This window comes from Mycoplasma sp. 4013 (assembly GCF_054353875.1).
Window position 1 is genome coordinate 15,461 of sequence record NZ_JBTHHK010000004.1, and the last position, 22,848, is coordinate 38,308.

Sequence of the window (22,848 nt, forward strand, 5' to 3'; positions counted from 1 at the left end):
GTACTTATGCAAGAAAACAAATACCAAGTAATTTTAGATAATTTGCTCGATATCTCACAAAATGATGCATCAATTTTTACTAAACTTAGTGAAAATAATTGTGTAGATATTTATAATCTTTTACGTCTTGAAGATTTTAAAGAAGTTTTGAATAAGGAAAAATTTGAGATCAGTTTATTAGATGGAAACTTGATCGATTTTATCGATCAAGTTAAAAATACTTACGATTTTAATTCTTTAAAATCTCTTTTAGAATCAAAAGCAAACAAATATATAAGAACATCTAAGGTAGATTTTAAGGTTAATTTTGAATATGAACAAAAAAATGTGATTAATTTTTTAGAACATATACAACAAAAAGCGATTCGCAAATGAAAAATTTTAGATAATAAAGTAACATCCATTTTGGATGAAACCAATACATGACCGTTACACATCGGATTTTTGTTTGTTTCACTGCGCAAAGATGACAAAGTTATTTATGCGCCAATGTTTTTTAAAGAAGTTCAAATTAAATTTAAAAATACTATTCCTTATTTATTTTCAGATGGAGATATTAAAGTTAATGAAAAACTCATTTTCTTTTTAAACAACTCAGGATTTAACCTTAACATCGATTCTAACTTTGAGAACTTTGAAATTAATGCAATTTTTGAAAAACTAAAAACCGATTGAAACAATTTATTTACCTTACCTAATGATTTATATGATAAATTTACTCCACTTCGCAGTGATTTGATTATTAATGAAAACTTAATGTTTCATAAGGGTATGTTATTAGGGATTTTTCAACCTTGAGGTGGATATTCACGCAATCGGATGAAAGAAATTATTAATAACGATGAAATTAATGATATTTTTAAGGTTGAATTTGATAAAAACAAATATAAAAACAAAGTGATACAACTTCTTAAAAATGAAAATATTTCATTATTTAATGTTGCTAAATCCAATCTTTCACAAGATAAAGCAGTTTTATCTGCATTACAGCAAAATACCATTATCTGAGGGCCTCCTGGAACTGGAAAATCACAGACAATCGTTAATTTAATAACAAATATTTTAATTTATGGTAAAAAAGTTATTGTTGCTTCACAAAAGAAAGCTGCCTTAGATGTTATTAATGAACGTCTTGGAATTTTAAGTAAATTTTGTTTATTTTTACTTAATTATAAAGATGTTAAAAAGAAAAAGTTTTATCAACCTATTCAAGAATACCTTGATATGCTGGAAAATTTTGATTCAAAGCAACAACTACAAAAATATCCAGTAATAAGCCAACAAGAAAGCAGACATATTGTTAATGTAAATAATATCCTGAATCAAGATGGGATAAACCAACTATTTCAAGCATATTACTATTTATACAAATACAAAATGGATGTCGATTTAGAAAATGATCCACAGTTTATTAATGATTTACCAAAAGATATTATTTACCCTTCATCAACCTTACAAGAAGGAAAAGTTGCAAAAAGCATTTTAAAAGAAAATAATAGTTATTTCTTATTTTTTATGAAAAAATATTGAAAGATTCGCGATGTTGCTAAGCAGATCGAAAACAAATTAAGCAACTTTTCAGGAAGTTTATACCGATTAATAAACAATTTTCATTCTATTAAAAATGTTAGTAACTCGGTAAAATACCTAAATCGCATTATCAACGAATCTAAAAATATCAATTTCGATCAGCAAACATTAAGTGCTGAGATAGTTAAAAACATTACCTTAGAGCGCTATGTAAAGCAAATCAAAGAATTTAACCCACAATTGCAACGATTATATCGTGAATTTTCACAAAGTGTTCGCATCCAAAATCTTGAACCATATCGTTTTGTTAAAAAATATGCTGAAATGATTAAATTAATCTTCCCTGTAATTGTAGTAACACCAGATACAGATTTATCTGCTTGAAATAAAGAAGAATTTGATTATGCAATCTTAGATGAATCTAGTCAAATATTCATTGAAAAAGGTTTACCGATTTTATATTTAGCTAAAACTAAGATATTAGCAGGAGATAAACAACAAATGCGTCCAAGCAACTGATTTGGTTCACGAAACACTGATGATACCATTTTTGGTAAAGTGGATTCACTACTTGATTATGCTTTATCATTAGGAGTATATCAAATTATTTTAGATAAAAATTATCGTGCTAAAAATGCTGCATTAATGACTTTTTCATCTAAACACTTTTACCAATCATCACTTGATGTAGTTGATAATGCATCTGCTAGTGATGAAAATTCAGTTGAAGTATATCAAGTTGATGGAAACTGAGAAGATAATCACAACAAAGTTGAAGCACAAAAGGCATTACAGTTACTTAATTTAAATTTAGATAAATATAATAAAATCATTTTATTAGCATTCAACTCACGACAAAGTGATTATTTAACTAACCTAATTTATTCATACCATCCAAATTTAGAAGCAGCAATTAATCAAAAAAAACTATTAATCCGCAACATCGAAAATATCCAAGGAGATGAAGCAGACTTAGTAATTGCTACTATTTCATATGATAAATCCACTAAGTTAAATTCTACATATGTTTCACGAAGTGGTGGTTCAAATGCTTTGAATGTTGCTATATCGCGTGCTAAAGAGAAAATGATAGTGATCAAAACTATTAAAGCAGATGATATACAAATTCTGCCAAATTCATCGGATGATTTAATTATTTTTAAAAAATGATTACAGTTTTTAGAAAGGGATGCTGATTCAAAAAGAGAGCTTCTAAAAGAAACATTTGCATCTAAAAAACTTGATTCATCGGTAGAAAACCAAAGTAAAGTAACTTGATTTAAAGAACTTGTGAAGACTGAATTTGAAGATATTATTAAAGGTAAACACAATTATGAATTATTTACCAAATATAACATCGGATCTTTAGACATCGATTTAGTTATTACTAAGAATGAAAAACCTTATAAATGTGTGCTTTTTGACACTTTTGAATACGGAGAAAATGCTATAAATGGATATTTAGCCATCCGCGATAAATATCGCTTCTTAAAGGCTAAAAAATACGATGTTATTGTAATTAATCCAATCAATTGAATTACTATGCAAAATCAAATTAGTTTATGATTTGATTTTGATGAAGTAGTTTCAGAAAACCAACCAACCAATACCTACATTTTAAATAAAACTAATATTTTTGTTGCTACTGATGCTGATATTAAACTTACAAGTTCTCAAAATACCTTGCAGCAAGAGCAAAATACAGAAGTTAAAAAGGTTACCCAACAAATTAATTATCATTCAATTGAAGAAGATAAAAATGATGCTATGATTCTTACATCACTTATCCAAAATGATGATCATTTAGATGCAGAATTACATAAAATTTTTAGTCAGAGTATCCAAACTAATGAAGATATTAAAGAAGAAACAGGAAATCAAACCCTTGATGTCAAAACCGAAGATATTTCAATCCCAGATGATTCAGATGCATCAGTTGCTGTGATTGGTAAAGATGAAGAAGTTACAGCACCGGTATATTTAAACGTCAGCAAAGAAGTAGAATTTACTGAAAATGAAAGTGATTATTGAGATTCAATTGGGATAAAAGTTGATAATAAATCAACTTTTGATAATTTGACAACAGATTATTTATACGAAGATCCAAAAGATTGAATTATGAGTAATACCGATGAAATATCTGATGAGCAAACTAAAACCGTGGTAAATGATGACTTTTTAAAAGATGTTGATGAATTTACCAAAACTGTTGAAATGAAAATAGAACGAAAGGATAAATAATGAACCTTTCTGATGTTTTATCAATACTTTCAAAAAATATTAAACGAAAAATTATTTTGCACTTATTTACCTGTCACGAACAAGAATGCGATGTTTTAACACTTGCTCAAACCTTAAAAAGCAAACAAGCCAATATTTCAAAACACCTTAGCGACCTAAAGAAAAAAAACATCATTGATGCTAACAAAAAAGGTTTATTCACTTATTACTTTTTAAATAAAAAATTTAAAAAGAAATATTTTGATCTTCTTAACACTACACATACATTAAATACTGAAAATGTGGATTGCAAATGCATTAACGATGGACACATTAAATAATGAATCATAAAATTTCTTTATTTTCTATTACCTATGGAACCAGAATTTTATTTCTGGTTACTATTTTGCTAGGTGTTTCTAGCATCATTTTAGAAACATATATGCCTTTATTTGTTAAAGACATCACTGATACAGTTTCTGATGCATTCAAAAACTATGATGATAAATATCACATTGTGCTTAAAAATGCTGCATTATTAGTTTCTTTTGGTATCTTAATCGGTGGTTTCACTATGCTTAGTGCTTATTTAAATGTTATTGCTCGGTATCGTTTTGCAAAGAATTTACGTTTAAAACTTTTTTCCAAAATACAAACTTTTTCATTTGAAGATATGGATAAATTTTCAACAGGTGTGATTGTAAACCGACTTAATACCGATATTGATAACATTGTAAAGTTGTATGGTATTATGGGCCGACCATTATTTAGACTACCAATTATGTTTATCAGTTCTTTGGTTTTCGCTATTACACAATCAGGTGTGCTATCAATTATTTTTGCAGTCAGTTTACCATTATTATTTGGTTTCTTTTTAATTATGTGAAAATACGGTATCCCGATTTTTTATAAAACATTTAAAAAATCTGATCAATATAATACAAAGTTGCAAGAAAACCTTAATTCTATGAGGCTGATTAAATCATATGTAACAGAAAACCAAGAAGCACAAAACCACGATGCTGTAAACAATCAAATGCGAGATATTAACATCAAAGGTGAAAAGGTTTTTACTTGATATCATATTGTGATTATGAATACCATTTTTATGTCAGTGATTACTTTAGTTGTTATTGGAGTAAATCAAGTGCTTGCACAAAAAATAAAAATCGGTACTATTACAGCTTTTTCAACTTACATATGAATGATAACTGGTTCTTTTCTAGGGATTTTAAACATCTCAGGTGAACTGTTTCGCTCTATACCAAGTGCTAAAAGATATAATGAGCTAATTAAGCATCAAGTTTCGATTATTGAAAAAGAAACTTGCATTAATAAAGAAATTTTAGGTGAAGTTGAATTTAAAAATGTGTACTTAAAATATCATGGTAACTCTTTCAACTCATTAGAAAACATTAATTTAAAAATTAAGGTAGGTCAAAGTATCGGGATAATTGGTGCTACATCATCAGGAAAAAGCAGCATACTTTCGCTGATACCAAGGTTTTATGATGCAACCGATGGATGTGTTTTAATAGATGGAATTGATGTAAAAGATTATTCTTTTTCTTCGCTTCGCTCTGGTATTTCAGCAGTTTTTCAAGATACATCACTTTTTTCAGGAAGCATTCGTGATAACATCAAATGAGGTAATCCTGATGCCAGCGATGAGCAAATTATCGATGTGCTAAAACAAGTTTGCATCTGAGATTTTGTAGCAAGTCAAAAAGAACAATTGGATTATCAAATTTTACAGGGTGGTAAAAATTTATCAGGTGGACAAAAGCAAAGGTTATATTTAGCAAGAGCATTGATTAAAAATCCTAAAATACTACTTTTAGATGATGCAACATCAGCATTAGATGCTAAAACTGAAAAAAGTATTTTATCAGTTTTAAATAACATTAAAACTACCAAAATTATTGTTTCACAAAAAATTGCTTCACTTGCTATTTGTGATCAAATTGTTGTGATTGAAAATGGAATGATAACAAATGTAGGTACTCACAATGAACTTATAAAAACTAATTCATATTATCAGAAACTAAATATGTTGCAAGGTGCTTTAGGAGGTCTTGATGCGAAATAATTTTCATACCTCTTTTGCTAAGCAAGTTCCAAAACTAACAAATAAACAAAAAATTTCTACCTTTAAAAATATTTTAAAACTACTATGAAAAGATAATAAAATAGTTTTAATTATTTCTTTGTTTTTAATCATTATTGGCTCAGGTGGTCTGTTATATAATCAAGTTTTTATCGGAAAAATTATTATTGATGGATTTTTAAATAATTTTTCTGCTAATGCACAAAATTATGCAAAAACATTTAACTATAAATGGTTTTATATTGTTGTTGCTTTATCAGCTGTATGATTTTTTATAACAGTTTTCGCTGGTTTTATCTGAAAAAGATTATTAATTAAAGTTTCGAATCATACATTAACTAAGTTACGTAGCAACTTATATAAGCATATTCAAAGTCTACCCATTGCATTCTTTGATGCTAATTCTAAAGGCGACTTAATGGCTCGCTTTACATCCGATATTGATACATTAAGGGATTTTTTATCTAACTCGCTTCCTAAGGTTATTGATACATTTATCACTTTAAGTGTTTCAGTAGTAGTTATGTTTTCGCTGAATTGAAAACTTGCCTTAATTATGCTTGCAGTGATGTTACTGATTTTAATGTTTTCATATTTTATCGGGATGCAATCTAAAAAAGGATTTATCAAGCGTCAAAGAAGCAATGGTGCTTTATCAGGATTTACTGAAGAAGTAGTATCAAATTTAAAGACATTAAAAATCTTTGGTCAAGAGCAAAATGTTTTAAATGATTATCAAAAATATTCAAATTCTTTATACCAAGACGAACTAAAAGCCCGTGGTTATGCTGATTTGTTGTTTCCGTTTGCAATGTGGACAGGTAACATAGGATATATTATTGTAGCTGTTTTTGGAGCAATTTTATTGATCAACGGACAAAGCGAGGGTTTCGGATTAAGTGTTGGGGTATTAATAGCATTTACTCAGTTTGCTAAAAGTTTTTCTGGTCCTGTTTCTTCTATTTTAGAAATAGCCAATTCGATAATCATCGCATTAGCAGGTGGTAAACGTGTGTTTGATATTCTTAAGCAATCCCCAGAAATCAATCACGGTAACATCCAAACTGTTAAAGTTGTTTTAAAAAACAACCAATACATCGAATCTGAATCAGATGCAGCATTTTGAGCATATAAATTTACTGATGCATATGGATATTTAACAGGTTATCAAAAAGTTCAAGGAGAGATTGTTTTTGATAATGTGTCTTTTGGATATGATCAAAATATTGCTATAAAAAACATCTCATTTAAAGCAAAAGCAGGAAGTAAAATCGCACTAGTTGGGCCAACTGGCGCTGGTAAAACCACCATCACTTCCTTATTAATACGCTTTTATGAGCAAAATAGCGGGGATATTTATATCGACGGGATTAATATCAAAGAGATTGATAAAAACTCACTACGCAAGGTGATAGGTATGATTTTACAGGATGCATCATTATTTTCTGACACAGTAGCCAACAACATAACTTACGGATTCGATGCAATTGACCAGCAACAGTTACATAAATCCATTCTTGTTTCAAATTTAACAGAGCATATAAATAAATTGGATGCTAAAGAACACACCTACCTCAAAGATCGTGGTAGCAAACTCTCGCAAGGACAAAAACAACTTATTACAATTGCAAGGGTTACTTATAAAAATCCACCTATTTTAATCTTTGATGAAGCAACATCAAATATAGATACCTTAACTGAATCTCAAATACAAACATCGATGGATAAATTAATGCAAAATCGAACTACTTTTATTATCGCGCATCGATTAAGCACCATTAAAAATGCTGATTTGATATTAGTAATTAATGCTGGACAAATTATCGTGCAAGGTAGTCACCAGCAACTGCTACAAAATCAAGGTAAATACTTTCAGTTATGAAATAATTCACAAAAACAAAATATCTAACACTGCTTTGCAGTGTTTTTGAATCAAAAAAAACATCGCAGATGCGATGTTTTTAAAAATTATTGATTTGATTTTTTCTTCTTGTTTTTAAATCAAGTATATCCAAAGGTTGCAATACCTAGAACAAATGCTAATACAGCGATTACAATACCAGCAATTGCTCCACCAGTTGGTCCAGTAGATTTTTCAACAGTTTTTGATGTTTGTGCATTTTTATTATCTTGTGGATTTTGGTCTTTTGGTTTGTTTTCAGAAGTAGGTGGAGTGGTTGTTGATCCACTATTGCCTCCTTCTTGTGGTTTTGAACCATCAGTATTTGATGGGTTATTAGTGCTTCCGCCTTGCTCTGGTTTTTGAGTATCTTTATCACCATTTTCTGGTGTATCTGGCTGAGTAGGTAAGGTCGGTTTTGGACTTAATAGTTGTAACACTTTTGATTTAAAGTTTGCTAATTCATTTTCGGTTTTAGCTTCCTTAACTTCTTGCTCTAAGTCTGCTTTCAGTTTTTCGTTTGTTAGTTTATCTAATAAACGTTTGATGCTATTAGATAAAACTTCTTTATTTTTCTTGCTTTGTTGCACTTTATCATTAATTGCATTAATGATTTTAACTAATGCAGCAGTATCTTTTGCTTTTGCAAGTTGATCTTTAAATTCTTGTTGAAGATCTGAATCTAGGCCTTCGGTCAATGTGACAGCTTGTTTTTTAGCAGTTTCAAGTTTAGTTGGTGAAATTGCTAACATACTTTGTGCATCTTGAATTTGTTTTACATATTTTTGGATATCTGATGCAGTTAACATCGATGGATCATGATTGATTGTTTTAATTTGATTGATTGTATCAAGATATGCTTGGTATGAATCATTGGTATAGATTTCATCAGTATTAGCAAGTGGTGTTAATAAATTATCTAATGAAGCAACTAATTCATCTTTTTGAGTTTGTGCATCTTCATTAGCACGATTCATCCGATCTAAAGCTTTTTGTAAATCCTCTAATTTAGCATCTTTGTTGTTTAAAGTTGCCAATCATTGATCAATTTGTTTTTGTAATTGTTGTGATTGTTGTGGGAATTTTAGAGCGTTTTCAGCAATAAATGCTTTTGCTTTAGTAATTGCATCTGCAAGGTTTGTATATGTAGTTCCTAAATCATTTGGTTTTAAACTATCGATTGATTGTTTTACTAATTGGTTAACTTGATAGTAATCAGCAGGGGTTGCTGTTCCAGATTTAATTTTTGAATCAAGTTGTTTCTTTGCTTGCTGTAATTTTGCAAAAGTTTGTGGATCATAGTGACTTGCATCTAATGAATCGATTTTAGTTAAATTATAATCAGAAACTTGTTGATCGAAGCTGGTGTATTTTAAAGTAGGTTGCACTTGATCGAATCTATCCTTTAGAGCTTGATAATCAGCTTGTGAATAAAGATTTTGATTCTTTGGATCAATCATTTGTTTTGCACTAGTTAATAATAACTGATATAACGCATAGTTAGCATCTTGCACATATGAGGTATTAGGAAGTGTAGCATTAATAATATCATTTAATGTTTTAACATTATCTGCTGTTATTTTAAGATCACCTTTTTGTGCATTATCAATACTTTCTTTGATGTTATTTAAAGTATTAATAGGTAATTTTGCATTATCTGCAACTAATGCACTAACTTGTTCTTTTAATTTATTTCAACGATCTTGTGCTTCTTTAGTTCAAGCATCAAAGTTTTCTGGTGTCTTATCAACTTGTGTTTTTAATGCTGCTAAGGTTATTTGCTCGTGGCTATCATCGCTAGAAGTGGTAGGACGCCTTGATGGAGCAAGTTCATAAATAACTGGTTTTTTATCACTTCAATCTATTTGAAAGCCGATGATTTTCTTATTGCTATCTGATTGAGTTAAATCAAAGGTCATATTTGAAAATGCTAATAATCCAAGTTTTTGTGTTTCTTGTTTTTTAGTATTTTTATCATAAAGCATCACTGAAATGGTTGCGTTGGTTGCTGATCCATCAGAATATACTAATAAATCCTTATCATCATATGTATTAGGATCAACATAGAATTTTAAACTTCCATTTTGTGTATCTGGACTTCAGTAAGTGTTGTAATTTCCATCTAAGAATTTAACTGGGTAGTTGTTCTTGTTAGCAGGTAAATAATTAGTTCCATCAAATCTTGGGTCTTTTGGAACATTATCTCAATTATCATTTACTACAATTTCATTGATTTGTACTCCACGAGATAAATTATGATTATTATTATCTAAAAGTATATTAAGTGTCTTGGTAAATACTATTTTTACATATCTAACATTCTTGTTAGTTAGTTCAGAAATTTTATCAGCATCAAAATATCTATAATTTGGTCGCTGTGGATCTACTTTTACAATATTTTTAAATTGTGGATATGATAAGTTGTTAGTTTGAATATATTGTGGATCTTTAACTTCTGATAACGAAGTAGGATTAGTGCTACTTTCACCTGCTGGTGTACTGTTATAGATTTCATGTCAATCCGAATCAGTATTAGTATTTTTATCAGAAACTAAGATTTTAAAGAATCTTGGATAGTTATAAGTATCTTTATCTACATACATCTTTAATGAATTTAAGGTTACTGTATTTCCTAAATCATAAATGATGTAATCATTTTGAAGTGGATACCCATTATAAATATCATATGTTGATACATTACCATCTATAGCATTACCTGAATAACGAGTATCTTCACCTCAACCGTTAATTGTTTGCACATTTGAACCAATCATTCTTCCGTATGTTTTACTATCTACAACTTTTACATCTAAGCTAGAAAGGGTTGGTTCCTGATTATTTTCACCTGTTGTGGTTGTAGCCTTTTTAATTCTAATGTATCTTGCAAACTTGTTGTTATCATCAAAGGTTCCTGTATATGGATATCATTCGATTCCGTTTCTTGATGTTTCTAATGATACATTATTGGGAATGCTATCTTGTCCGTTTAACTTAATAGTATTAAGTTGATACATTTGCTTTAAGTCTAAGCCAACATATTTATCTGTTGTTAAGTTTACTGGTGTAGTTGATGAAGCACCATCGGAACCAGTTGTTTTACCAACAAATAATCCAAATTCATCCTTATCAACAATTTGTGTAAACAAATTAGTTGTATCACTTGATTCTTTATCAGTATATAAATATTGATTTCCAGGTCCAAATAAATGGATCGAAACTAATGATAATGGTCCAGAAAATGAAGTATCAGTAGAACGTAATCTGAAAAATTGTGCAAATGCCTTACCACGAATGATTTGGTATCTTTGTGATGGAACTAAGTTACCGAATTTAACTCAAGCACCAGTAGCAGATTCAGAACCAGATGCTTTAGCATTAGCATCTCAATATTCAATTACACCATTATTTAAATAACTAACTGATGGGTCATTTTTTCCTTGGTCGATAACTACTGATGAAACCTCTGCTGCATTAGCTAATTTAAATTGAATAAATTTATTATTAGTAAAATTATTGATTGAAACATTGTTATCAAAAATAGATTTATTTATATTTAAAACATTAACATCTGTAAAATTTAGTTTATTAGCAGAATCACTTCCGTGGATTTGGTCATCATGTTGCAAGACTAATGCAGTTGTTCCAGCCCTTGGAGCTGTATCAGTATTAACAACAAATTCATAAATACGGAATCATTTATTTCTACCTATTCCAGTTTCGGTATCAATCATACGAATGGCACGAACATTTTTTTGGTTTACTGAAATTTTAAAGGGATTTGAAGTTGAAAAACTAGATGTGATTAAAGTATAAGAGTTATCTGTTGTTGTCGAACCATCAGACGAACTATTTGATTGAGTATCAGCTTTCTTAGGCAAATCATTTCATACATCTTTGTTATCTGTATCAAGATGATATTGAATTTTAAATTTAGTGAAATACTCTTCTCCATTAGATGTATTGGTTCCAAATTTAATTTGTAAATCTTTAACATCGATTGGTTTATCAAATTTAACCCCAAAGTAGTTGTTAGGTAAGATACGATTATTATTTGTTCGATTCGCATCCAATGTATAGACGAATTGTCTTTGGTTGTTTAAAGTAAATATTGAACCAGGAATATTTTGTTGAGTATTTGGACTAGTTAAATCGGTAATAATACTCATTCCATTATTTTGTGGGTCTGCAGCAGTTGGAAGTAGTTTTTCTACCTTTGCCAATAGCTGTGGTGTTAATAACGAAGTAAGATTACGAGTAAAGTGTGATCCGATACCAATATCCCTAAATGAAGTTGAATAATAGTTACGACTTTGATATGATTGGAAATAATTTTGTGCTTTTATATAATAATCAACAATTTCTTCATCATCTGGATTAGATTTATTTGCTTCAATATAAGTTAACACAAAGTATTTTTGTGCCTGAAAATAATCTGAAGCAGCTAAAACAAATTCATGAATGGTATCGATAAATTTAGAATGTGATTTATTTTCTAATAAAATCTGTATTTGTGGAAATAAATAATTTAATTGTGTTAAATAAGTCTGCGCTTCTTTTTCATGATAAGTGCTAGTTCCCTTGCTATTATCACTATTTAAAACATCATAAAAATTAGATGCTGCAGGAGTTAATCCATCTCCGGCAAAAAGTGCTTCTGAATAAGTATCTTGAGCAATGTATGCTCCTAGTCTTCTTAAAGCAATTGATTCAGGTGTTTCAATTGCTGTATTATTAGCAATAGCACGAAACGAAGCTTGATATATAAGATCCTTTTCAATTTGTCTACCATCACCTGCTGGTAATATTTTTCAAGTAATGTTAGCTAAATCAAAGAAACCAAATTTTGAAAACTCTGCTTTTTTATTTCCGGTAGATAAAATAAATCCGATAAATTTACTTGGATCAACATTAACAGATGTATATTCTCCGTTATATCCATCTTGAGCATTTGGCCGAAGCAATTCTTCAGCAGTTCTTAAATATAATTTATTTGCATCACGAGCAAAATCATCTGGATATTCTTTAAAGAAGATCGGTTTAATTTGTTGTCCATCTTGGGTATATTTGTCTACATCGTATTCATTAATGTATTGGTGATCATTAAATTCATCATCTAAAATCAACGGTTGCACTTCTGATGGAAGCGATGCATAATATGAAATAAATCCTGGTGTTTTAGTAGAAGCACTTTTTGTAAGCGTGGAGTAATCGCAGATGAGCGACCAAAATATCCTTGGAAGATAATATTAGTATCTAAATCAGGATAGGTGCTTTTTAAACTCTTGATTCAAGCAACTAAATCAGTGAATAATTGCACCGTTTTAGGTGATTGCTCACCCATAGACATTAATCCGATTTTACGAACACCAGCCTTAATTGCTTGTAAGTATTTAGCTTTTAAAAGTGTTAAATTAGCATCATAATTTTCATTGGTAAAATCTGATAAAGCATCTAAGGCAAAAACAAATTTAACATGAGTTTCTTTTGAAACTTTGGCTAATTCTGTAAGTTCATCCAGTTGTGCTTGATTGAGTGGAACCATTCAAACTTTTTGTGTTTGTTTATCTGTATCTGAATCACCATCTTTAGTAGTTATTTGATTTTGATTATTAGCATAAGCTCCAGCTAGTGTTTTATCAGGTTCAAAGATATAAGTATTGATTTTATAGTAGCTTGAAAAGCGCATAATATCAATCATTTCATCTTTAGTCTGATTATGTTCAGCACCATCAAAAACACGGTGTGAGTCCATGAATCCACGGATTTTAACATCAGCATAATCCTTAATAGTAAAGTCTTCTATTTTATATCCATCAAGTTGTTGGAAAATATGTCATAAAGTAGTTGCACCAAAGAAAGCTGCATCTGAATCTTTTGCTAATAATGAAATGTAATTATCTTGAGTTTTAATTACATATGCATCATTTTTAGCAAAATTACTTGCTGCAAAATCATCGCTTGAATCTATTTTTTTAATATCATTATCAACTAAATTGTCACTATCTCCTTGGATACCAACAAGGATGTTGGTTTTTCCACTCACAACACTTCTTGATTCACTTGAAGTAATATGTCTAAAAGCAAGCGCTTCTTGGATACGGTTTTTAGTTGCTGAATCGATTCCGTTTTCATATACTAAGTTAACATCTTGACTAATCAAAGAAGTTTTGTTTTGATACAAAATATTATGAACCATTGGAAAAATAGCATATTCTTGGTGTGAAGCAACTTGTTCACTTTGGTTGCTGGTAGCAGCAGCTACACAAGCAGTTGCTACGGTAGAAGCGCCAAAAAATAATGCTTTAAGTTTAGTTTTATTCATTATATACTCCTTTAATTATCCATTTTCTTAGATTTTTTCTTAAATACAAATACTGATGCTGCAACTAATGCTGCTGCTAGGACTAATAACACAACGATTGCTGCAATAGCACCTTTGTTATTTGAAGTTGTAACAACTTTTGGATTTTCATCTTTAGGTTTTTGTGGAGTTGTAGGTTGCTCTGGTTTGCTTTCAGGAGCAGGTTTTTGAGCTTCTTTATCAGCTTGTTCTTGGGCATCAGTAATTTTTTTGCGTATTTGCAATAACTGTGCTTTTGTAGTTGCATCTTTTAACTCGTTCTTAAAACTTTCTTTTGATGCAGCATCTTTGATTTGATCAGCTTGCTGTGAAACTAAATTTAAAAGATAATTGAAACTTAGCTTTTGTGCAATTGTTAATTCTTTAGCTAATAAATCATTATTAGTTGCATTATTAACATCATCTAAAATACTTTGTTTAATATCTGGTGTTAAATCTTTAATTTCTTCAGAAATTGCTTTTGAAGTTTGGTTTGCATCATTTACCTTAACTTTTAGCACAGCTAAAGCATCTAAAGTAGGTTGTGCTAAGCTATCAAGCTTATCTATGCTTTGTAAACCATTTACCATCGCATCGTATTGTGCATTTAGTGCTGTCAGTGAGTTAGAATAAGTGTTTTTCAAGGCCTGTGAAGCTAATCCAGCAATTAAAGCATTGATGTCTTGGTTTAATGTGGTTACTTGGTTTTGTTTGTCTAATAATGCTGTAAGTTGGCTTGCAACTTTGTCTACATCGGTTTTGGTAAATGCTTTTGCTAAAAGATTTTCAAGAGCTGCTTTTTTAGGTTCTTGCAATAATTTTGGTAAATCTTTGTTTACTGCATTTACAGCATCGGTGTATTTACTTCATTCTTGGAATGAATATTCTTCTTGAAGATGTTCGATGATTCGAGTAAGTTCAGATGAGTTATTAGTTGCATCAACACGAGCTAAGTAGTTGGATTTATCATCTAATTTAGCAATTAATGCTTTTGCTAATGTTTTTGCATCATCTAAGTTGGTAGAATTTACAACTAATGCTTTAGCTGTTTCTTTAAGATTGGCTTCATCTTGGTTAATTTGCGCTTGTGATAATAAATCAATTTTAGAACCAGAAACATTAGAAGCAATGCGATCTAAAACAGCTTGATATTCACGATATGATGCATCGGTTCAGACATTATTATCATTAGAAATCGGATCTAATAATAATAACTTGTATTTTGCAATTGCTAAATTACGTTCATTAATAACTGATTCAGTAACAGCTTTTAATGAATCTAAGGCTTCTTGCACTTTATCAGCTGTAATATATTGTGAATATACTATATTATCATCATTTTGCACCTCAGTTAACAACTGATTTGATAAAGCAGGGAACTTTAATTGGTATTTATCATTAAATGGATATGAATGAGCATCACGATATGCTTCGTATTCTTTAATTTTTGCACCGACAGTAGATTCTTCTAATGCAGCATATTTAGTATCAAATTGTTCATTTAGTTGTTTGTAATTATCTTCAGTTGTAGAATCACTAGAAGTATTAACTTTTGAACGAATTGATTCCACATGAGTTTTAAGATCATTGAAACTTGGATATTGATATTCGATTGGATTTAATAAATCAAATTTTGCAACATTTAACTGAGCAATTTGCTTGTTAAATGTTGGTAGTTTAACTAATGCTTCTTTAGTTTTCATAAGTTGATTGATCATCGCATTTGTAACTGATGTGGTTAAATTATTTGGATTTGCTAATGCTAATTTAGCTTCATTAACAGCATCTTGATATGGCTGATATGAAGTTTTTGTATATAAAGCAGGATTTACGTAACCATTTAATAAATATTGCAGATAAGTAGCTGAGGAAACTTTAGCATATGTTGGAAAAGGAACAGGTATTTTTATAGTATATTTTTCTGCATCCACATTAGCAGTTGCTTTAATGGTTGGAAAGTATAAAGCGTCTACATATTTATCAACATAACGCTGAAGAGCTTGTCTTGTAACTCTTTGGATGTTTTCCTCTGCTTTTGCATCTTTTTGAGTATCTGTCGTATCAGTTGTGGCTGCTGCACGTTTAGCTCTTGTATTTTTTGCTGGTTCAGTAGCTTTATCCTTAGAATCAATTAATTGCTTAAGAGCATGTTCAGCGTTTACATATGCATCCTTTGATTCTTTGGTTCGATTATTAGTATCATTTTGAATTTCATAAGATGATTTTAACTTATTAATTGCTGTTTTATCTGCAACTTCCCCAGTAATTACATAAGGGTTAAATTGCACAATTTTTGGTTTTTTACCACTTCATTTAATTTTAAATCCAACTAAGTTTGCACTGTTTATACCCTGTAAATAGGCATCAGGTTTATATAAAGAAAATGTTACGATGTTGTTAAATAAGGTTCCAAGTCTTTTGTATTCATATTTACCATCTAATATATTATATGTAATTTGATAGACAACAGCATCTGATGGTTGTCCAGTCGAAACTACCATTAAGTTTTTATCTTTTCAGTTGGTATCAGCAACATTGTAATATAACTCACCAGTTTCTTCTTTTGGTTCTCAATAGGTAGTATAATCAGCATCCAGCATTGCAGCAGGTTCATGTTCTACCGAAGCAGCTTGATAATTAGTTCCAGAGAATCTAGGATCAGTTTTTGAATAATATTTTCCACCATTAACTTGGATTTCGTTGATTTCTAATAAGCGATTGACCGGATAATCTTTTTTAATTAATAATTTTACATATCTAGCTTTAGTATCAGTTAAATTATCAACACCTCATCATTTAAATCGTGGATGTTCAGTATCAATAGTTCCACTATTGGTGCGAGCTAAAATATCTTCTAAGTTATTTGGATCATTTCCGATTTCAAATAATGATTTTCATTCGGTATTTTTATCATTTGTTTGAGCTACTAATACTTCTAAGTCTCTTGGATAATTATATGAGTTGTTATTTGCATAGATTTTTAATGATGTTAAATCAATATCAGAACCTAAATCATAAACAACTTCGTTATTTGCTTTTGGAGTTGAGATAAATTTAGTTGATGTATCGAAATCACCATCAAAACCACCATAGTTATTTTCAATGTTAGAAGCTTCTAAATCACTATCTACAATGCGACCAAAACGATCAAAGTCTTTAACTGTTACTGTCATACCACTAAAGTAAATATCTTTTGATGTTGTATCAGTTTTAGTTTCGCCTAAACCAAAATCACTATTATCATATAAGTCTTTTGAGTATTGTAATCGAATGTATCTAACCGGCTTATCAGTTAGTTGTGTGCTATTATATAAATTAAATCAAATTACACCATCAGTTGATGCTTGACTAATAAGGTATTCTGGAAGCGCACTTGCAAATTTGACATCTTTTAAAGTATAAATCTTTTGTAAATCTAATCCGAAACCACTTTTATCTTTTACTTTAACTGATACTGTGTTTCCTTCTTTGGCAAATAATTTAAAGGTATCATTATTATATGATGATAATAATTTATCAGTGTTAACATTATAAGAATGATATATATAAGCAGTTGTTACCGGATTTTCAAGTGGGGTAATAAATAAATGTTTAATATCTCATGATGGTTTTGCTGTAAATCCAGTTGTAGGTTTAATACGGATACCATTATATTTTTTAGTATCAGTAATTTTAATTACATCATCACCTGTAGAATTTTGAATAGTCGATAAAGTGGTAAAAGTATCATTAACATACCCTTGCACGATATATTTATCTAAAAAGTTATCCCCTTGCACAAAGTGGATTGAACTAATCGCACTGTGACGATCAAAGTTTACATCAACATAGTCTCCAGAATAATCTACATTATTGCTATTATTATTATTAGAAACATTATTTGTTCCTGAACCACCAGATGCTGTAACTGATGTAGTAAGTTTAGTAACAGTATCTGAATCTGGATTAACAATATCATTGATTGATTGATCGGAAGTATATTTCATTACTGTAAAAGGATAATAATGCACTCCTTCAACAGCTTCATTAGGTCCATATATTTGTAAACCTGCTAGTTTTAATGGATTATCTCCTTGTGTATTGTTTGTTGCTCTAGAAACAAGTGAGATATATTGAGTTTTTGCATATCCATATGTTTCATAGTATTCTGCTTTTGCATCTTCAGAACTTTGTGCTTTAATATAACTATTATCATAACCTTTACCAAAATTCTTTCAAGTAGATGTAGCAGAATCATAATATTGAACTTGGATTAGCGGGAAACCTTTGTTAATATTGTTTATATCTTGTTGGAAAGCAACAGCAGAAACTTCTGATAATTTATCTAATTTAAAGATAATTTGATCTAAATTTTTTGCATTTTTAGTTCCAAAAGTTTCTGTGGTAGAAAAATTGTCATCAGTTAATTTTTCTAATTCAGTTTTAGTTGTATTAGTAGGATTTTTCAACTTCGAAGTATCTACCCCACTAAGATTATCGGTTGAATTATTATAAAAATTATAATTTAGTTTTTGTAAATCATTTATATCTGTTTGTGGATTTACTAAGAATTCTAAAAGTCTAAATTCATCATTATTAGTAGTGTTGCTATCATTTTTAATTCTTACCCCAATTACATCATCGATCGGTTTAGTAAGTTTAATCACCTTACGAACTGATGATTGGATGCCAGTTACAGTGGCAACGGATGCATTTTGACCATCAATACTATGTCACGAAGATTCTTTGATTGTTTTTTTTGTTAAATCAATTATATTTGTTTTTTGTCTTTTCTCTGCAGTATATGTAGTAACATCCAAATCTGATGCATAATCTACATCATCTGCATAGAGTACTTGAATTTTAGCATTATCAAAGTGATCCTTGACATTACTATTTTTATATCCTGCATATCTTAATCAAAGTTCTCTGAATTGAATTGGTTTATCAAATAATGTTCCAAAGTATTTATTTTTGTTATCGGGTGGTACTGAACCTGTTTGATTTCCATAAATTAAAACTCTTTGGTTATTTTTTTGTAAAACTCATTTTACATCAGATTTAGAATCTTTGTTTTGTAAGTTTGTGATCACTTCTTGATTTCTCGGAACATCTCCAAGACTCTTGTGTAATTCATGATTTACAACTGGGATAAGTCATTGAATAAAGGGTTTAAGAACCTTGTTTCCAGCATTTACTTCAACTGCTACACCATCGTAGTTATACTGATGTGATTCAATGGCACTCTTATATAAATTTACTCCTAATGTGAATGCATTAAGTGCATCATCATATTTATTTGCTTTAATATCAACAGCTGCATCAATTAGATGATTTGCTGCTGTTGATAAATCTTTAAGCATATTTGCTCAAGGTTTAATTTCTGAAAAGAATGCTTTGGTTTTTGTTGCTGTTGAAATTTTTAATAAATCCACTGCATCAGTTAAATTAGTTAACTCATCTTGTAATGTATATACATCATATAAATTAAATGCTTTAGTATTATATGTTTGTTTAAACTTATTAGCATGACTTTCTAAAGCAACTGAATCGGTATTAGCAACAGTGTTTGTTGCTGAATAAGGATTATCAAATAATCTTAATGCAATGGTACGTAATGCTTGTGCGTCTTTGCTCTCTAAATCTGAATCATTTAAAAGATAATTAAATGATTGTACTCAGGCATCGTTAGATGATTGTCATACCTTTCATCCATAATTTGCTGTTTCAAATAATGCGATGCGAGAAGCAAGTTTGGCTTGCATTGGTTTTACAATAATTCCATCTAATCCTTTAGTTAAAGATTGATTATTTGTAATAGATGGTAGATATGTTGATAAACCACCTAAAACCATATTTCCTTGATCTTCATATTTTTGAGTTGTCGGTCAATTTAATAATAAACTAACTCCACGATTTGCTTTATTTACAAAGTCACTTACATTTGATGCAACTTCTGCTGCCTTAGATTTAGGTAATTTTACAATCTCAATTTCTTTTGGTAATAAATTGTAATAATCTTGGTAATCAGTATTAGATACTAAAAATAAAGTTGATGCATCAAAATCTGAAAAAGCAGTAACGACTTTTTCTTTAATTCAAGATGTTAAATCATTTAAGATTTTAGTATTTAAATTCGCATCATTGCTTGCATAGAGTGCAACACGTTTAACACCAGCTGTTGCAAGTTGTCAAATTTTACTTTCTAAACTGGCTAAATCTGAATTATATGTATTTGCTGTAAAGTCACCTTGGTTAAATGGATTAATTGTATATACAAATCTTACTTTAGTAGATTCTCCAGTTGTTGCTAATTCTTTGATATTAGCAAGCTCTCCTGGTGTATATAATAATTTTCATTGACTACTATTTTTTAAATCATCGCTAGCAGCATATAAATATGTATTTAATTTATATTTAGATGCTCACGCAAAATAATCAAGACGATCTTGTTGTGATCACTGTGATTCTTTGAAATCATCTAATGTTCCACGCATTTTTATATCTGCATAGTCTTTAATGGTAAATTTTTCAATTTCATAACCATTAAGTTGTTTAAAGACTTCTGCTAAGGTAGTTGCAGCATAAAAAGCAGCATTAGTATTTTTTGCTAAAACAGAAACATATCCATCTTTTAAAGTTGAAATTCAATATGCATCAGTTTGAAGTCATAAATTATCTCCATAAGGTAGATTATTTGATAAATCTGATAATTTATTATCAACTAAAACATCTGAATCTCCATGAATCCCTACTAAAATATTTGTTTTACCTTTAACAAACCTTCTAGAAACAGAATATTTTAATCCTTTATCTTTAAAAATTGTTTCATATTTTGCTCTAGTAACAGAATCAATTCCGTTTTCAAATACTAAATTGACTTCTCTAGTAACTAAAAAAGTTCGTTTTGCACTGTTAGTTGTATCTGTTGAATATGAAATAGAATGCACATATGGAGTAATTTTATATGTGGTTGTCTGTCCTTGTTGGTCAGAAACACTTGATGTTGTTGAAGCAGTCTGACTTTGTCCTTGTGTAGGTGTTCCTGCTGAAGCAGCAGCAACACCAGCAAGTAGTCCTAAACTACCACTAGCACCAAGAAATAATTTTAATTTTCTTTTGATTTTCATTTCACCTCAATAAAGTAATAATTAGGTATAACTTTAAACTTTTATTAACATACAAATGTATGTTTTTATCTTTTTAAAGATATACAAAGAAATTATAAATGTTTTTTTTTTTTTTTTTGCTTACATAATGCTATTAATTCGTTACTACTTTTAAAATCATTGAAATATGTAAGTTAAATATTTTATGCCTATAAATAAGATAAAAAAGTTTAATACTATTTATATTTTTACTTATTTAAGTTTTAAATATACACATTATTATTAAATTTTTTGTATGTATATAAAATAAAAACCAATAAAAAACTAAAATTTATTAAAATTTTGAACAAAAAATGTTTAACACTTTTATCAAAGTGTTAAACAACTATTTATAGCCAAATTTACCTAAGAAATTTAAATCATCATTTCACTTTTTAGCAACTTTAACTTTCAATGATAAGGTTGTGGGTAATCCAAATTGATGTGCAATTTTGGTACGCGCTGATTTTCCTATTGCTTTAATTTTTTCGGCATTTTTTCCTATTAACATTCCTTTTTGTGAATCTTTTTTAACATAAATAACTGCATCAATCATTATTTTTTGAGAATTAGATTCATCAAATTCCAAGATTTCAACAGCAATTGAATGTGGTAATTCTTCATATAATAAATTAATTGCTGATTCACGAATAATTTCCTTTGCGATAAATCGCATCGATTTATCTGTGATATATTCACTATCATATTGTGGTTGTCCATCATAAGTATATGTTTTAATTAAATCTATTAATGCATTAATAGATTTATCATTATTGATGTTTGTTGAAATAATATGTTCAAAATTATACGCAAGTAATTGCTGCATTTTTTGTTGTAAAAGTTCAGGTTTACCTTGAATTTTATCAATTTTAGAAATTACAGCAATTTTGTGTTTTACATTCTGTATTTTTTCTAAAATCATTTTATCACCATTACCGAGATTCTCATCAGATGGACTTAAAAACAACAATACATCAACATCGTTAGTTGCTTCATAAGCATTTTTATTTAATGTTTGACCTAACTTATTTTCAGGTCTATGGATTCCGGGTGTATCAGTAAAAATAATTTGGTAATTATCATCGTTATATATACCTGTAATTTGATCTCGAGTAGTTTGAGCAGTATCTGTAACAATTGCAACATTGTAACCGATAATAGCATTTAATAAACTGCTTTTTCCAACATTGGGTCTTCCAATAATGCTTGCAAAACAAATTTTCATTATTTAATATTCTCCGAATGAATGGGATATGGACAAAGCTCGATCAATTTATTAATACGAACTTTGCTAGCATCATTGCTATATTGATAAATCAATGCATCATCAGGCATAAATTCTGTCATTACTTGCCTACATCCTGCACACGGGCTTACTTCTGATGTTCCTGAAGAAATAATATGTATTTCCTTGAATTTTCCAACTCTTCCACCATAAGCTACCGAACCAAACAATGCACTTCTTTCGGCACATAAACCAGATGGATATGCAGCGTTTTCAACATTAACACCTTTGTATTGATTTCCATTTTCATCGATTGCAATTGCTGCAACTGCAAATTTTGAATATGGACAATATGAATATTTTAATAATTCTTTTAATTCTTCAACATTTATTTTCATT

General features: G+C 29.5%; 9 protein-coding genes. 4 read left to right on the plus strand and 5 right to left on the minus strand.

The genetic code is table 4. From position 1 onward, the window contains the following. The first annotated feature begins 6 nt into the window (after positions 1 to 6). From ACXYRO_RS01975 to ACXYRO_RS01990, 4 genes are read left to right on the plus strand one after another with little or no spacing between them, the layout of a single operon-like run. Positions 7 to 3,771, plus strand: a complete 3,765-nt coding sequence (locus ACXYRO_RS01975) for a DEAD/DEAH box helicase (protein ID WP_458614152.1) — start codon at positions 7 to 9, stop codon at positions 3,769 to 3,771. Continuing rightward, positions 3,771 to 4,091 (plus strand): hypothetical protein, encoded by a 321-nt coding sequence (locus ACXYRO_RS01980; protein WP_458607356.1) that lies wholly within the window; start codon positions 3,771 to 3,773, stop codon positions 4,089 to 4,091. Before ACXYRO_RS01975 ends, ACXYRO_RS01980 begins: the two co-directional genes overlap by 1 nt. Continuing rightward, entirely contained in the window at positions 4,091 to 5,839 is a 1,749-nt protein-coding gene (locus tag ACXYRO_RS01985; RefSeq protein ID WP_458614153.1) for an ABC transporter ATP-binding protein, read from the plus strand. The genes ACXYRO_RS01980 and ACXYRO_RS01985 overlap by 1 nt, the downstream gene beginning before the upstream one ends. Further along, a complete protein-coding gene (locus tag ACXYRO_RS01990) occupies positions 5,829 to 7,766 on the plus strand; it encodes an ABC transporter ATP-binding protein (RefSeq protein ID WP_458614154.1) in 1,938 nt (645 codons plus the stop codon). Before ACXYRO_RS01985 ends, ACXYRO_RS01990 begins: the two co-directional genes overlap by 11 nt. A gap of 59 nt (positions 7,767 to 7,825) precedes the next feature. Here ACXYRO_RS01990 and ACXYRO_RS01995 read toward each other — a convergent pair whose 3' ends face one another. The 5 genes from ACXYRO_RS01995 to cdd form a co-directional block, all read right to left on the minus strand. Further along, on the minus strand, positions 7,826 to 12,880 hold the full coding sequence (locus ACXYRO_RS01995) for a hypothetical protein (protein WP_458614155.1): 5,055 nt from the start codon (positions 12,878 to 12,880) through the stop codon (positions 7,826 to 7,828). Further along, complete coding sequence (locus tag ACXYRO_RS02000) at positions 12,871 to 14,079, minus strand: glycoside hydrolase family 20 zincin-like fold domain-containing protein (protein ID WP_458614156.1); 1,209 nt, start codon at positions 14,077 to 14,079, stop codon at positions 12,871 to 12,873. The genes ACXYRO_RS01995 and ACXYRO_RS02000 overlap by 10 nt, the downstream gene beginning before the upstream one ends. 11 nt (positions 14,080 to 14,090) lie before the next feature. Next, positions 14,091 to 21,206, minus strand: coding sequence for a beta-N-acetylglucosaminidase domain-containing protein (locus ACXYRO_RS02005; RefSeq protein WP_458614157.1), 7,116 nt, complete (start codon positions 21,204 to 21,206; stop codon positions 14,091 to 14,093). Positions 21,207 to 21,570: 364 nt separating this feature from the next. Continuing rightward, positions 21,571 to 22,449 carry a GTPase Era gene (gene era, locus ACXYRO_RS02010; protein WP_458614158.1) on the minus strand — a complete coding sequence of 293 codons (879 nt, stop codon included), beginning with the start codon at positions 22,447 to 22,449 and terminating at the stop codon, positions 21,571 to 21,573. Further along, entirely contained in the window at positions 22,449 to 22,847 is a 399-nt protein-coding gene (gene cdd / locus ACXYRO_RS02015) for a cytidine deaminase (protein WP_458614159.1), read from the minus strand. The genes era and cdd overlap by 1 nt, the downstream gene beginning before the upstream one ends. Between the last annotated feature and the right edge of the window lies 1 nt (position 22,848).